Annotated in this window: 12 protein-coding genes and 2 tRNA genes; 13 read left to right on the top strand and 1 reads right to left on the bottom strand. The window is 57.3% G+C overall.

What is annotated here, in order from left to right; translation table 11 throughout:
- Positions 1-4 precede the first annotated feature (4 nt).
- The 8 genes from recF to KHW85_RS03115 all read left to right on the top strand — a co-directional run bounded on the left by recF (position 5) and on the right by KHW85_RS03115 (position 7,638).
- Complete coding sequence (gene recF / locus KHW85_RS03150; protein WP_291458769.1) at positions 5-1,165, top strand: DNA replication/repair protein RecF; 1,161 nt, start codon at positions 5-7, stop codon at positions 1,163-1,165.
- Complete coding sequence (locus tag KHW85_RS03145) at positions 1,158-1,808, top strand: DciA family protein (protein WP_291458768.1); 651 nt, start codon at positions 1,158-1,160, stop codon at positions 1,806-1,808. Before recF ends, KHW85_RS03145 begins: the two co-directional genes overlap by 8 nt.
- Before the next feature lie 201 nt (positions 1,809-2,009).
- On the top strand, positions 2,010-4,040 hold the full coding sequence (gene gyrB, locus KHW85_RS03140) for a DNA topoisomerase (ATP-hydrolyzing) subunit B (protein WP_291458767.1): 2,031 nt from the start codon (positions 2,010-2,012) through the stop codon (positions 4,038-4,040).
- 65 nt (positions 4,041-4,105) lie between these two features.
- The gene (gene gyrA / locus KHW85_RS03135) at positions 4,106-6,712 is read left to right on the top strand and encodes a DNA gyrase subunit A (protein WP_291458766.1); all 2,607 of its coding nucleotides are present in this window, start codon (positions 4,106-4,108) and stop codon (positions 6,710-6,712) included.
- Positions 6,709-7,101, top strand: coding sequence for a DUF3566 domain-containing protein (locus KHW85_RS03130; protein ID WP_291458765.1), 393 nt, complete (start codon positions 6,709-6,711; stop codon positions 7,099-7,101). The genes gyrA and KHW85_RS03130 overlap by 4 nt, the downstream gene beginning before the upstream one ends.
- A gap of 202 nt (positions 7,102-7,303) precedes the next feature.
- Positions 7,304-7,380: transfer RNA gene (locus KHW85_RS03125), tRNA-Ile, on the top strand.
- A gap of 29 nt (positions 7,381-7,409) precedes the next feature.
- Positions 7,410-7,547, top strand: a complete 138-nt coding sequence (locus tag KHW85_RS03120; protein WP_291458764.1) for a DLW-39 family protein — start codon at positions 7,410-7,412, stop codon at positions 7,545-7,547.
- Between the two features lie 18 nt (positions 7,548-7,565).
- Positions 7,566-7,638: transfer RNA gene (locus tag KHW85_RS03115), tRNA-Ala, on the top strand.
- A 271-nt stretch (positions 7,639-7,909) separates the two neighbouring features.
- Here the strand turns inward: KHW85_RS03115 and KHW85_RS03110 are convergent.
- A complete protein-coding gene (locus KHW85_RS03110; protein ID WP_291458763.1) occupies positions 7,910-9,085 on the bottom strand; it encodes a diacylglycerol kinase family protein in 1,176 nt (391 codons plus the stop codon).
- Positions 9,086-9,165: 80 nt separating this feature from the next.
- On the opposite strand from KHW85_RS03110, the gene serS reads away from it, so the two are divergent.
- From serS to KHW85_RS03085, 5 genes are read left to right on the top strand one after another with little or no spacing between them, the layout of a single operon-like run.
- Entirely contained in the window at positions 9,166-10,446 is a 1,281-nt protein-coding gene (gene serS, locus KHW85_RS03105) for a serine--tRNA ligase (RefSeq protein ID WP_009748192.1), read from the top strand.
- 9 nt (positions 10,447-10,455) lie between these two features.
- Complete coding sequence (locus tag KHW85_RS03100; protein ID WP_291458762.1) at positions 10,456-11,364, top strand: HAD family hydrolase; 909 nt, start codon at positions 10,456-10,458, stop codon at positions 11,362-11,364.
- A 28-nt stretch (positions 11,365-11,392) separates the two neighbouring features.
- Positions 11,393-12,274, top strand: a complete 882-nt coding sequence (locus KHW85_RS03095; RefSeq protein WP_291458761.1) for a DUF5926 family protein — start codon at positions 11,393-11,395, stop codon at positions 12,272-12,274.
- A gap of 35 nt (positions 12,275-12,309) precedes the next feature.
- Positions 12,310-13,161, top strand: a complete 852-nt coding sequence (locus tag KHW85_RS03090) for a glycosyltransferase (protein ID WP_291458760.1) — start codon at positions 12,310-12,312, stop codon at positions 13,159-13,161.
- Positions 13,161-14,615: a DUF2079 domain-containing protein gene (locus KHW85_RS03085; protein ID WP_178705085.1), complete on the top strand. Its 1,455-nt coding sequence runs from the start codon at positions 13,161-13,163 to the stop codon at positions 14,613-14,615. Before KHW85_RS03090 ends, KHW85_RS03085 begins: the two co-directional genes overlap by 1 nt.
- The last annotated feature ends 76 nt before the right edge of the window (positions 14,616-14,691 follow it).

The raw sequence follows: 14,691 nt of genomic DNA, 5'->3' as shown, positions 1-14,691 counted from the left end.
TTGTGTGCGAGTTTCGCACGTTGCGCTGGATGACTTTCGTTCATACCGTCATGCGGTAGTGGAGTTTGCGCCGGGAACGACAGTTCTTTTGGGCTCAAATGGCCAGGGGAAAACCAATCTTGTCGAGGCTGTTTCCTACCTTTCCGCGTTCTCTTCTCACCGCGTGAGTGCAGAACAAGCCCTGGTGCGTTTACCCCTTTCCCCTGATGAACCTCAGCCCGGTGGGGCGGTTGTTCGGGTCAGGCTGGTGACGGCAGGTGAACGCGAAACAGTTATTGAACTTGAGATTGTTCGTGGAAAAGCGAATAGGGCGAAGGTCAATCGCACTCAAGTTCGACCGCGCGAAGTTCTTGGCCTACTCAAAAGCGTGGTGTTTTCGCCGGAAGATCTTCAAATTGTTCGCGGCGACCCACAGGTTCGTCGCCAGTTCTTGGATGATCTCCTCATTCAGCAGCACCCGCTCATTGCGCAGGTAAAAAACGATTTCGACAAGGTTGCACGTCAACGTGCGGCCTTGATGAAGAGTGCTCAATCGCAGTTGCGCCGGGGTTTTACTCCCGACTTTTCAACAGTAGAAGTTTGGGACGATACCTTTGCTCAGCTCTCCGCGCAGCTCAGTCTTGCGCGCGTGGGACTAGTCGACGAACTTCGTGATCCCGCGGCCCACGCCTATGAGGAAATCGGTGGATCGCCTCGGAAATTGGATATCGAATTCATTGCTTCCCAGGGTAATTGCCCGGTGGGTGGGGATTTGGCCACGACTGCGGGCGAACTCAGGGAAATTTTGGCCTCGTCACGCATGAAGGAAGCCGAGAGGGGAGTGAATTTATTCGGTGCACACCGCGATGATTTAAAGCTCACCCTTGGTGGGATGCCCGTGAAAGGTTATGCAAGCCACGGCGAGACATGGTCGGTTGCTCTTTCACTACGTTTGGGCGCATTCGAGCTTCTTTCTCGAGATGGGGATACCCCGATTCTTATTCTCGATGATGTATTCGCAGAGCTTGATTCGTCGCGCAGAGCGGGATTAACCCGTATGATTACCGCAGCGGAGCAAGTATTAATCACGGCAGCGGTCGCCGATGATGTTCCGCAAGAATTACATGCTCAGGTTCATGCAGTCCATTGGGATCCTGAGCTTGGAACGGTGGTCGGTGATGAGTGAATTTTCCGATTTCGAATATGCCTCTGCTGCACTACGACGTGTACAAGCCAGAGCGCAGGCCCAGGGCCACTACCGCATTCCTCTGCGCTCACGGCGCAGAAGCGTAAGTGGACAAAGTGAAGAATTTGCCGAGGAAATTTTGCTCGATGATGAGCAGGAAGCTTCGGAGGTCAACCTTGATCCTCAAGCTGATCCCGATGGCGAATTGAGTGCGCTGTCAACGGTCGTTTCTCGGGCTGGAAGTCGTTGGATCAAAATGCCTGGAATGGCTCCGATGCGGCGAAAATACCGTGAGCCGAAAAAGCTGGGCCTGACAATTGATTCTTTAATCGCCTCGCGCGGGTGGCAGGAACACACGCGGGCGGGAGATCTGATGGCGCGATGGAGCGATATCGTCGGTGATGAAGTCGCTGAGCACTGCTCCATTGAAACAATTGATGATCACCGTCTGATTGTTCAATGTGATTCCACCGCGTGGTTTAAGCAACTTCAGCTACTTCTGCCGCGCCTAGAACGTACGATTGCCGAGGCCGTGGGTGAAGGCGTCGTGCAGCAGGTGATCTTGCGTCCACCGGCCTCTCCTTCATGGAAAAAGGGCCGTTTATCGGTGCCCGGGAGGGGTCCTCGCGATACCTACGCCTAGTTTCTGAACGTGTGACTGGTCACAGCCTCAAAAACGGCTATATTTCGCGGATAATTCCTGTGAGTGAATCTTCCTCATAGCGGTGTCAATCAGGGCTTTCCCCCTGCCTTTTCGGTAGAATGGTAACGGTTGTTTTATTGCTACTGCGCCATTTTCGGGCAGTGCACACCCATGCGGGTGAAGAATGAGGGGAGCCATTAGGTGGCTGAAACGCAAGAACCAACAGTCGATGACGGATCCGACGGCTACGGCGCGTCAGATATCACCGTCCTCGAAGGTTTGGAGGCGGTGCGTAAGCGCCCCGGTATGTACATCGGGTCAACCGGTGAGCGCGGCTTACATCACCTGGTGTATGAGGTTGTAGATAACTCCGTTGACGAGGCCTTGGCTGGCTACGCGGACCACATTGAGGTCACGATCCTGGCCGATGGTGGCGTTCGCGTTGTCGATAACGGACGCGGTATTCCCGTTGACGAGCACCCGACTGAACACAAGCCAACAGTCGAGGTTGTCATGACCATCCTGCACGCGGGCGGTAAGTTCGGCGGTGGCGGTTACGCGGTTTCCGGCGGTCTTCACGGTGTGGGTATTTCGGTTGTGAATGCCCTGTCCACGCGTGTTGACACGGAGATCCGCAGGCAGGGGCACGTATGGCGGATGTCCTTTGCTAACGGCGGCCACCCCATTACCGAATTGGTTCGTGGTGAAGAAACCACTGAAACCGGAACGACGCAAACCTTCTACCCGGATCCCGAAATCTTTGAGACCACCGTCTTCGATTTCGAAACCCTGCGTCAGCGCTTCCAGCAGATGGCATTCCTCAACAAGGGACTGCGTATTACCTTGACCGATGAGCGCGAAACTGCCACGGATGAAGGCGACGAAATCGCCGGAGACGAGCAGGCCTCAGAAAAAAAGCACAAGGGATTCCGCCAGGTTTCCTACATGTATGAGCACGGCCTGCGTGACTACGTGGAATACCTGGATTCGGCAAAGAAGATCGAAACGATCAACGCTGACATCATTGACTTCGAAGCGGAAAACGACGAAGGCACCATGAGCGTAGAAATTGCCATGCAGTGGACCACGGCGTATTCCTCGTCGGTTCACACCTTCGCAAACACCATCAATACCACCGAAGGTGGCATGCACGAAGAAGGTTTCCGTACAGCGCTGACCTCGTTGGTAAACCGCTACGGTCGCGAAAAGGGCATCATCCGCGAAAAAGATGACAACCTGACCGGTGATGACGTGCGCGAAGGTCTGACGGCCGTTATTTCGATCAAGCTCACCGAGCCCCAGTTCGAAGGCCAGACCAAGACCAAGCTGGGTAATACCGAAGCGCGAACCTTCGTTCAGCAGCAGGTCTATTCCAAGCTCACCGACTGGTTCGATGCACACCCGGCGGATGCCAAGGCAATTATCCAGAAGGGCCAGGCAGCTCAGGCAGCGCGTGTTGCCGCTCGAAAGGCGCGCGAAGCTACTCGTCGTAAGGGCGTACTGGAATCGGCCTCGATGCCCGGTAAGCTGCGCGACTGCTCCTCGCGAGTTCCCGAAGAATGTGAAATCTTCATCGTCGAGGGCGACTCCGCAGGCGGCTCAGCCGTCGGCGGACGCGACCCCGAACACCAGGCAATTTTGCCAATCCGAGGCAAGATTTTGAACGTGGAAAAGGCTCGCCTCGACCGCGCACTGAGCTCGGATACGATTCGCTCCCTGATCACCGCATTCGGAACGGGAATCGGTGAAGACTTCGACCTGGCGAAACTGCGCTACGGCAAGATCGTCATCATGGCCGACGCCGACGTTGACGGTCAGCACATTGCAACCCTGTTGCTCACTCTGCTGTTCCGCTACATGCGTCCCCTGGTTGAACAGGGACACACCTTCATTGCTATGCCTCCGCTGTACCGCATCAAGTGGTCCAATGCAGAGCACGAATTCGCTTACTCAGACAAGGAACGCGACGACATGCTTGCCGCGGGAGCCGCAGCAAATCGCAGGCTTCCCAAGGAAGGTGGCATCCAGCGCTACAAGGGTCTGGGTGAGATGAATGATCACGAGCTGTGGGAAACCACCATGGATCCCGAGCACCGCATCCTCAAGCAGGTCACTCTCGAAGATGCAGCAGATGCCGATGAAACCTTCACCATTTTGATGGGCGACGACGTCGAGAGGCGCCGCACGTTTATCCAGCGCAACGCCACCGACGTGCGCTTCCTCGACATCTAAAGCCCAGCGATGAGGCCGCGACCCACGTGCGGCTTCGTCAGTAGAAAACGAAACGAAGGACCAAAGTGAGCGACGAACAAACAGTCGATGCCGGACACATCCGTGACGTCGAACGTATTCGCCAGGTCGACCTGCAGAAGGAAATGCAGCGCTCCTACCTCGACTACGCCATGAGCGTTATTGTCGGACGCGCGCTGCCCGATGTTCGTGACGGACTTAAGCCCGTCCACCGCCGCATCCTCTACGCGATGTACGACGGCGGTTACCGTCCCACCTCTTCATTCTCGAAGTCATCGCGTATCGTCGGTGACGTCATGGGTAACTACCACCCGCACGGCGACGCAGCGATCTACGATGCACTTGCGCGCTTGGTGCAGCCCTGGTCTTTGCGCTACCCCTTGGTCGCCGGTCAGGGTAACTTCGGTACCCCCGGTAACCTGGGCCCCGCAGCACCTCGTTACACCGAATGTAAGATGGCGCCTCTGGCCATGGAAATGGTCCGTGATATCGACGAAGAATGCGTTGATTTCCAGGACAACTACGATGGCCGCAACCAGGAACCAACCATTCTTCCCTCGCGTTTCCCCAACGTCTTGGTGAATGGCTCGGAAGGTATCGCCGTCGGTATGGCGACCCGCATTCCTCCGCACAACCTGCGTGAGGTTGCACGCGGCGTGCAGTGGGCGCTTGAGCACCCCGAGGCCTCGCGAGAGGAACTCCTTGAGGCCCTCCTCAAGCTGATCCCCGGTCCCGACTTCCCAACGGGCGCAACCATTTTGGGACGTCGTGGAATTGAAGACGCATACCGTACGGGACGCGGGTCCATCACCCAGCGCGCGGTTGTCAACGTGGAGGAAATCCATGGACGCCAGTGCCTGGTGGTCACCGAGCTTCCCTATCAGGTCAACCCCGACAACCTGGCAGATAAGATTGCTCAGCTGGTTCGTGACGGTCAGATCCAGGGTATTGCGGATATTCGCGATGAAACTTCGGGCCGTACCGGTCAGCGACTGGTCATTGTTCTCAAGCGTGATGCGGTTGCCAAGGTCGTTTTGAACAACCTGTACAAGCGCACCTCTCTGCAAGAGAACTTCTCAGCAAACATGCTTGCGCTGGTCGATGGTGTTCCGCGAACCCTGTCGATTGACGGCTTTATCCGCCACTGGGTTGCCCACCAGATCGAAGTGATTGTGCGCCGCACGCAGTTCCGCCTGCGTAAGGCTCAAGAGCGTCTGCACATCTTGGACGGTTACCTCAAGGCCCTCGATGCCTTGGATGAGGTTATTGCCTTGATCCGTCGCTCACCCACGGTCGATGAGGCACGCAGCGGCTTGATGGAGCTTCTGGATGTTGATGAGATCCAAGCCGACGCAATCCTAGCCCTGCAGCTGCGCCGACTGGCAGCACTGGAACGTCAGAAGATCTTGAACGAGCACGCGGAACTGCGCGCACGCGTTGAAGATTTGCAGGATATCTTGGCTAAGCCTGAGCGTCAGCGCGCGATCATCTCCGAAGAACTTGGCGAAATCGTTGAGAAGTTCGGTGATGAACGTCGTACAACCATCGTTCCCTTCGATGGGGAAATGTCGATGGAAGACCTCATCCCCGAAGAGGATGTTGTCGTCACCATCACCCGCGATGGTTTCGCAAAGCGAACTCGTACTGATAACTACCGTTCTCAGAAACGAGGCGGTAAGGGCGTTCGCGGAACTCAGCTGCGCGGCGATGATGTGGTTGAGCACTTCTTCGTCACGACCACGCACCATTGGCTGTTGTTCTTCACGAACCTCGGTCGCGTTTACCGTGCGAAGGCCTACGAGATTCCCGAAGGCGGTCGCGATGCCAAGGGTCAGCACGTTGCAAATCTTCTGGCATTCCAGCCGGAAGAGCGCATTGCGCAGGTCCTGGCAATCCGCACCTACGAGGACGCACAGTACCTGGTGCTGGCAACGAAGTCCGGCCTCGTGAAGAAGACCCCGCTGGAGATGTACAACTCTCCGCGAAGCGGCGGCATCATTGCTGTTAACCTGCGTGAGGACGAAGAGGGCAAGCCGGATGAGCTGGTTTCGGCTCAGCTGGCTAATGCCGATGACGATCTGCTGCTGGTGTCTCGCGATGGCCAGGCCGTGCGCTTCGCCGCAACGGACGAGCAGCTGCGACCCATGGGTCGTTCGACCTCCGGCGTTCGCGGTATGAAGTTCCGCGGCGATGATGAGCTCTTGACCATGGATGTTCCTCGCGAGGGAACGGACCTGCTGATCGTGACCGATTCCGGTTACGCCAAGCGCACTCCCATTGAGGAATACCCGACCAAGGGTCGTGGAACCATGGGTGTACGCGTGGGTCGTCTGGTTGAAGAGCGTGGCGGGCTTGTTGGCGCGTTGGTTGTTGATCCTGAAGAAGACATCATGGTGATCACCGAGTCCGGCAAGCTTGTCCAGGTCAATGCCTCGGATGTGCGCCCGACTGCGCGTAACACCATGGGTGTGATCTTTGCTCGTCCCGATGAGAACGATCGCATCATTGCTGTGACTCGTAACCCCGAGCGCGACATTGATGAAGAGGAGCCCGAAGACGCACAAGCACAGGACAATTCTTCGCAAAGTAATGACGAAACCCCTGCTGAGGATGTAGCGTCAGAGCATGACGACTCACAGGAGGTCCAGGAATGAGTGATCACGCATCGAACGACCGCGATGACCTTCCCCGCCAGGTCGACCTCGCCATCGTGCGAGTGGACCCCTGGGGAGTCATGAAGGTTGCCTTCCTGCTCAGCGTGGCATTGGGTATCGCATTGGTCGTTGCAGTCATGATCCTGTGGCTCATGCTCAACGCCATGCATGTCTTCGCCTCAGCGGAAAGCTTCCTGCAGTCCATTGGCGCATCACAGATGGTTTCGCTTCTGGATTATGTCAGGCTTCCGAAGGTCATGGCCTACACGACTCTCGTTGCGGTCATGAACGTCGTTCTGCTCACTGCACTGTCGGCCTTGGGAACCTTCCTGTACAACTTGGTCGCCTCGCTGGTCGGTGGCATCAAGGTGACACTGATGGATGAGTGAGCTTTAAGTTCCACTATGTGGGGGTTGGTGCGCGGCACCGACCCCCACACGTGTATTCAGGCCGTTCTTATGGTGGTTCAATGGCGTTCTTATGGTGGTTCAACGCGGGAAGGCTAATGAGTGGGCGACGTCACCAGAAAACAATTTTGCGTGAGTCACCATGCGCATGTACTATTTAACGCGTGCCTTTCGGCATGGCAATGGGCCTATAGCTCAGTAGGTTAGAGCGCAGTCCTGATAAGACTGAGGTCGGTGGTTCGAGCCCACCTAGGCCCACCATCCGCAGGAACAATTGAGCGGAGGCTCTCATGAAGAAGTTTGTGAAAACTCTTTCGCTAGTGGCATGTGCTGCTGTTGTGGGGCTCGTGATCCGGCAGGTTTGCCAGGATCTTTCCGGCAATGAGGAACTGTGGACATCCGTTACGGATGACATCTCGCAGGCGTAAGCTTGGGGGAACCCCTTTGGGGCTATGGCGCAATTGGTAGCGCACCTGCTTTGCAAGCAGGGGGTTACGGGTTCGAGTCCCGTTAGCTCCACAACCAAAGGTCCAGCTTCGGCTGGACCTTTTTGTTGTCTATGGTTTCTTGCTTGGTATTCGGGAACCGCGCATGTAGTACCACGTTTAACGCCGCACGCGGCTAACGCGCATCGCGCATAGCTCGCCGCGCACCGAGATCACACGCACGTCGGACGGTTTTAGCTCACTCATTCCTGGTTTAGCTCACACACCTACCGCCTTAAAACGGTAATAGACCCGGAATATGTGAGCTAAACCAGGAATATGAGGAGGCGGCATTTAGCCGGTGCTTACCCCGCAATCAACAGCGCGCCCTGATCGATGCGCACAGCAACCTTCGTGCTGCGGCCAATAGCATCCCCATCGACCTCAACAACCGCAGGTTGATCCAGTTCAAGCTCGCACTCTCGTACCTGCCTGATCGAGAGGTCAGCGGGGGAGACAGGTGTATTAACCTGTGGAAGTCCAAGGCTCTGGCTGAAGACTTTCAAGGACAGATCGGCCCAACCGACCAAACCAGCTTGCGTATCCACAGCGATGACATCAAGCAATCCGTCATGCAACGAGGCCTCGGGAGCCAAGGTGATCACCGGTAGATCTCCGCAGTTCGCAAAGAGTACGCAACGGGCGGTGAACTCTGAAGAATCATCGCCACCGTGAGCGGCCTGTCCACGAAGACGGGCACCCATGCGAGGAACATCCAGTGAATTAATTGCCGAAAGTACGTAGGCAGCCCAGCCGATATTCTTCTTGAGCTCAGGATCTGTCTTCGACATGGTCTCACCATCGAAGCCCATCCCAGCCAAGGTCACAAAGGGGAATTCATCGTCTAAGGCCAGCGCGGCCTCGTCAGAGGAGGAAGGATGCGAGGAGGTCACGCCTGCCAGCAGCTTTCCTTCACAGGGAAGGTCAAAACGCTCCTCGGGATCAACCATGCGAAGCCAGGCGAGATCAACTCGGTGGGTTGACTCCCCAAGCGCAACCGCGAGTGCATCAAGGGGGGAATCCAGCGGAAGCCCAAGATTACGGGCCAAAACATTGCCGGTGCCCTCGGGAAGAATACCCATGCGCACTCCGGTGTGGGCCAAGCCGGCGGCAACGGCGCGAACCGTTCCGTCTCCGCCGGCGGCAATGACATGCGTTGCGCCAGCTCGCACAGCCTTGCGCGCCTGAGAAACACCTGGGTCGGCAATGCTTGTCTCGATGAAATGAATGTCACGCACGCCAAGCGCACGTGCATCCATTGTGAGGGAGTTGCGAAATTCCTGCGGATCATCATGCTTGGAAGGATTAAAAACCACCCAAGGGCGAATGTTTTCGGCAATGCTCGGAGGCAGTGAAATTGCCGAACGATGCGCACGACGTGACCGTGACTGAATGAAGTACTTTGCACCTGCTGTGACGCCTGCTCCGGCAATTCCAGCGAGGGCAATCAGGTACGGTGATGGTGCACGAAACTTTCGCATACTCAAAGTGTAAAGGGCACTGAGCTCACAGCACAGATATTTGTCGGCACTGACATGCTTTGGTGAACTAAGATGGCCCCATGATTGATGTGCGTTCACTGCGTGAAAACCCCGAGCCCGCACGCGCCTCACAGCGCGCTCGCGGAGCTGATCCCGCCCTTGTTGACCAGATTCTTGAAGCCGACGTTGCCCGTCGCGAGGCCCTCCAGAACTTTGAGGCCCTGCGCGCGACGCAAAAAGAGGTGTCCAAGTCCGTGGGTCGCGCGTCCAAGGAAGAACGCCCCGCCATTCTTGCGCAGGCAAAGGAACTCGCTGAGGAAGTGAAGGCAGCCGAGGCCGCTGCAAATGCTGCCGATGCCGAGGCCGATCGCCTGGCCCGCCTGCTCCCGAACCTGGTCCTCGACGGAGTTCCCGTTGGCGGCGAGGATGACTACGTTGTCCTGCGCCACGCAGGCCCGGAGCGTCGTGACTTTGCCGCCGAAGGCTTTGAACCCCAGGACCACTTAGCACTGGGCGAAGGCCTTGATGCGATCGATACCAAGCGCGGCGCGAAGGTTTCTGGCGCACGCTTCTACTACCTCAAGGGAATTGGTGCCCGCCTCGAGCTGGCTCTGATGACCATGGCCATGGATCAGGCACTCGCCAACGGCTTCGTGCCCATGATGACCCCGACCCTGGTAACCCCGCAGGTCATGGGCGGTACCGGCTTCCTCAACGAGCACTCCGAAGAGATCTACTACCTGCCCGCCGATGACCTGTACCTCACGGGTACCTCCGAGGTTGCGCTCGCCGGCTACCACGCCGATGAGATCCTTGATCTGTCGGATGGCCCCAAGCGCTACATGGGTTGGTCGACCTGCTACCGTCGCGAAGCCGGTTCGGCCGGTAAGGATACTCGCGGTATCATCCGCGTCCACCAGTTCAACAAGGCTGAGATGTTCTCCTACTGCCGTCCCGAGGATGCAGAAGAAGAGCACGCACGCTTCCTGGCTTGGGAAGAAGAGATGCTGGCCAAGGTTGAGTTGCCCTACCGCGTGATTGATACGGCTGCCGGTGACCTCGGTACTTCTGCTGCTCGTAAGTTTGACTGCGAGGCTTGGCTGCCCACTCAGGAACGCTATATGGAGGTCACCTCGACCTCGAATTGCACGACCTTCCAGGCACGTCGACTGGGTATCCGTGAGCGTCGCGAAGATGGCATGACCGCTGTTGCAACCCTCAATGGCACCCTTGCTACGACCCGTTGGCTGGTTGCAATCCTTGAGAACCACCAGCGCTCTGATGGCTCAATCTACGTTCCTGAAGCGATGCGCCCCTACCTGGGTGGCCTCGAGGTTCTTGAGCCCGTTGCCGCAAAGTAATGAGGCTGCGTGACCAGCTACTTAACGGCACCGCTGAGCGGTGAAGCCCCTCGTCCTTTCGAGGAGCTGGTGGGGGAGGCGCACGATGCGCTTCCTTCCACTTTCCCGCGTGATATCACGCAGGTGATGGTCGCCCTAGACATCGACGGGACGATTTTGAGTCCCAGCGGTGCCAGCACGCAGGTCGTTGAATCGATTGCAGCGCTCAGCCGCGCCGGTGCGCAGGTCGTTATCGCGACCGGCCGCTCAATGGGTGCGGTCCTGCCCGTTCTCCCACTACTGGGCTTCCGCTGCGGATGGATTGTCGCGTCCAATGGTGCGGTTCTTGCTCGCATTCACGAGGCCGGGTACGAGATTGTGCATCGCCATGAGTTTTTCCCCGCCGAGGTGATCGACGAGGCGTTAAAGACTCTTCCACATGCGCGTTTCGCCGTCGAAGACCATGACCTTCGCTTGATTTCAACGGGTTTTCCCGAAGGGGAAATCGTTGAAGACACCGAGCTGGTAAGTATCGATGAACTCAAAGCAATGCGCACGCCTAAGCTTGTCATTCGTGAACCCGCTTTGGATCGCGATTCTTTCGAAAGCATTTTGTGTGCCCTGCCCTTTGCGAAGACTCACGAGGTTTTCGTCGGTTGGACGTCCTGGGCAGATATCAGTTCACTAGGGGTGACGAAAGCCAGTGGGCTTGATGAACTCCGACGGGATCTTTCGCTTCCCACTCAAGGAACGGTCGCCATTGGTGATGGCACAAACGACATTGCCATGATCGAATGGGCGGCCTTCGGGGTTGCTATGGGCGGCGCCACCGAGGAGATTCGCGTCCACAGTGATTTCGTTGCGGCAGCAGTCGAAAACGATGGTGCGGCCGCCGTCATGCAGGCAATTTTGCGCAGGTGCGCAGCCACGGCCTCGTGAAGGGGAAGAAAACCGCTACGATAGCCCCATGGGAAAAGCCTCACGTCGTAAAAAAGTAGCAGTCAGCGCAGATCGCCCGGCATACCGCCCCCCGATCCCCTTCGTGGAACGTCCTTTTGAAGGACTTCCTAACGAGGTCGAACTTGTCGCAATGCGCGAAATCATCCCCTGCGCAACGCTGAGCGGGCGCACCACTGAAGAACACGGCGGTGCAGACTTCGACATCGTTACCCTGCTGCCCGATGGCCATCCCGCAATGATTCGTCCCGATGGACGTATCCTCGTCGGCCTGCAGACTCGCTCGAACTCGGGCGATCTTTCACACGATGTTGCCGCAGCTCTTCTTGCTGCCCTTCAGGCACAGTCCGACGGTGTTGACGGCGTCATCGATATTGATGTGCGCGAGCCTGCCCCTCGCCTCCAGGACATTGTTGATCCGAAGGCATTTGGCGATATGGAGATCGTTGCTGATTTCGGTTACTGGTTCGATCCGAATCAGGAACTCACCCCCGAAATGCGTGATGCTCTTGAGCAAAACCGCGCTGACGTTGTTCCCACTGCTGCAGTACCAGGTACCGAAGGCATGTACTGGTGCGAAATGAACCGCAACTTTGTTCGTTACGTGTCTGCCGCCCCTGAACACAAGCTTTTTGATGCGCTGGCTCGCCTGCAGGCAGCGGGAAATGCTCGATTGGGAGAAGGCTCTCGTTTCGTCGGTGCATTCCGCGCATGCGGTCTGGCAATTCCGGTTTTTGAGCTCGCTGAGGGCGCTTCTGCAGAAGATGTTGCCGCAGATGCGAAGGCTCTTGCGGAAAGCGTTGAGAAGGCGCTGAAGGAAACCACCCCGCTGAGTGCAGACGAACGTCGCGCGCGCCAAGGCCTCGTTTCCCGCCAGGTCACGATTCGCTAAGGAGAGGCGGCACTTAAGCGGGATAGACTAACAGAGTGACTCCCGTTCAATCCGTCGAACCCTCACCTTCCCAGAAGGTCGCTGCGATCATCTGTGCCCACAATGTGGGTCGGCAGATCGCCTCAACTGTTCGTGCATGCCGTGCAATCCCTGGCGTTGACCTGCTGATTGTCATTGACGACGGCTCGGACGACGAAACCGGGAAGTATGCGCGCGCCGCCGGTGCGGTTGTCGTTCGTCATTCCGTTCCCCGAGGCCGGGCCTCGGCACGCGAAACGGGAGTGAAAGTCGCAGCAATGCGCGATCGCGTGGATGCACCCGGTCGACACATTCTCTTCCTCTCGGGAGACCTGGGGGAGAGCGCCGTGGATGCGGCTTTCCTTGTCGAGGCTATCAGCAGTGGCCGCGCGGACCTTGCCTGCGCTGTTCCCGCGGGCCTCGGCAGTGAAGATCCGAGCAGTGCGCGCAAAGAGATCGCCGCGCAACGCCTCGCACACAATACGATTCGGCGCCAAACGGGTTGGAATTGTCAAGCACCCCTGTCCGAACAGCTGTGTATTACCCGCGAGGCACTCAACGCGATCATGCCTTTCGCCAATGGCTACGGCCTCGAATTGGACATGAAGGTCCGGCTGCTCGCTTTGGGGATGACAGCTGTTGAACTGCCCTGCGCTTTTGAGCACACAGGTGATGATCACAGCTTGGTCGCTCTCAACCGGTCGGCGAGCCTAGCCGATGTCGTATGGACCTCGACGATGCTTGCGCTGCGCAAAGTGCGCCTGCGCCGTCGCTTCCGAACCCCTGTCTCTCTTCAACGCTTGGGTGCCCCCTACCCTGATCCCGAGCACACTCCCGTATCCCAATCACCTGCAGGAGAAACCAGTTAATGTCTGAAAAAGGTACCCGTTTGCGTACATCCCGCGCGCTTGCGGCCTATCTTCCCGCTGCCCTTTCCGTTGTCCTGGGCGCCTGCCTGTACATCACCTTCTCGGTTGGCCAGTGGCGTTCGCTGACCGTCCCTTCGTGGGATCTGGCTATTTTCACCGAGGCGGCGAAGTCCTATTCTCACTTCTCTGCGCCGATCGTTCCCGTGAAGGGACCGGGCTACAACCTTCTGGGCGATCACTTCCACCCCATCTTGGTTCTTCTGGGCCTGGTTTATCGCTTCTTCCCGTCGGGACTGACCCTTCTGATCGTTCAAGATCTGTTGATTGCGGTTTCGGCGTGGCCGCTGGTTCGTCTAGCCAGCAAGCAAGCCGGGTGGCTTCTTGGAACATTCGTTGGGATTGGGTATGTCACCGCATGGGGATTCCAGGGTGCTGTTGCCTCGCAGTTCCATGAGGTTGCCTTTGCTGTTCCCCTTCTTGCCTGGGCCTCTGCCGCATTTGTTGAGGGTCGCTGGGTTGCCGTTATGGCATGGTCAGCGCCTTTGGTCTTGGTGAAGGAAGACCTTGGCCTCACCGTCATGATGATTGGCATTGTGTTGGCGTGGCGAGGCCGGGAGAGCGAAAAGTCCTTCACCTATCCCTTGTTCTTCGCGGTCTTTGGACTTCTTGCCTTCTTCGTGACGGTGAAGCTGCTTCTGCCCGCCTTTAATGCCTCAGGTACCTGGGCCTACAGCTTGGATGGAAACAGTAATCAGGGGGATGTCACTCTGATCGAGCGTGCGCTGTGGCCTGCCCAAAAGTACGGCGTGATTGCCATGGTGATTTTGGGGGCCGGCATCATTGGTATGGCATCTCCCTGGTTCTGGGTCATCATGCCGACAATTGCGTGGCGTTTCTTGGGTTCTGTTGACTACTACTGGGATTGGAAGCACTGGCACTACAACGCGATTTTGATCCCCATCCTCTTGGGTGCCTTGTTGGATGTGCATCGCCGGTGGTCTTCGCAGCAGGATTCCTCGATTTCCCGAGGCTTGGGCTGGGTAACCAGCGCGCAGCGTCCTGTGGTGGCAACAATTGCATTGGCACTGCCCTGCGCTGCGGCTTTTGTGACCGCTCCGCAGCTTCCGATGTGGCAGATGACGAATCCGGGTTTTGGAACTCTGAGTCCTCGAATGGCCCAGGCTCAAGAGATCAATGAGCTCATCCCTGAGAATTCACAGGTCGAAACTGATCTCACCCTCCTGGCCTACTTGGTTCCACGCCACGAGGTGTATTGGGTGGGATCCGCTAAGAATGTTGACGTCGACTATGTCGTTGTCGACCAACGTGGAGCCGCGTGGGGAGATCAGAAGAATGTCGATGCCGTGGCCTACGCGCAGGGCGCGCATCCAGGGCATAGTTTCGAATTGGTGTATAACCAGGGCGGTTTCCAGGTCGTTAAACGCAGCAGCTAACGCGCTTGACTGGAATTGATTGAGCGTTATATCGGTCAAGACGTACGGTGCCCCCGCGAGAAATCGCGGGGGCACC

Source organism: Actinomyces sp. oral taxon 181, from assembly GCF_018370895.1.
In the GTDB taxonomy this organism is placed as follows: domain Bacteria; phylum Actinomycetota; class Actinomycetes; order Actinomycetales; family Actinomycetaceae; genus Pauljensenia.
The sequence above is the reverse complement of the archived record's forward strand: the minus strand, read 5'-3'. Positions and strand labels throughout refer to the sequence as shown.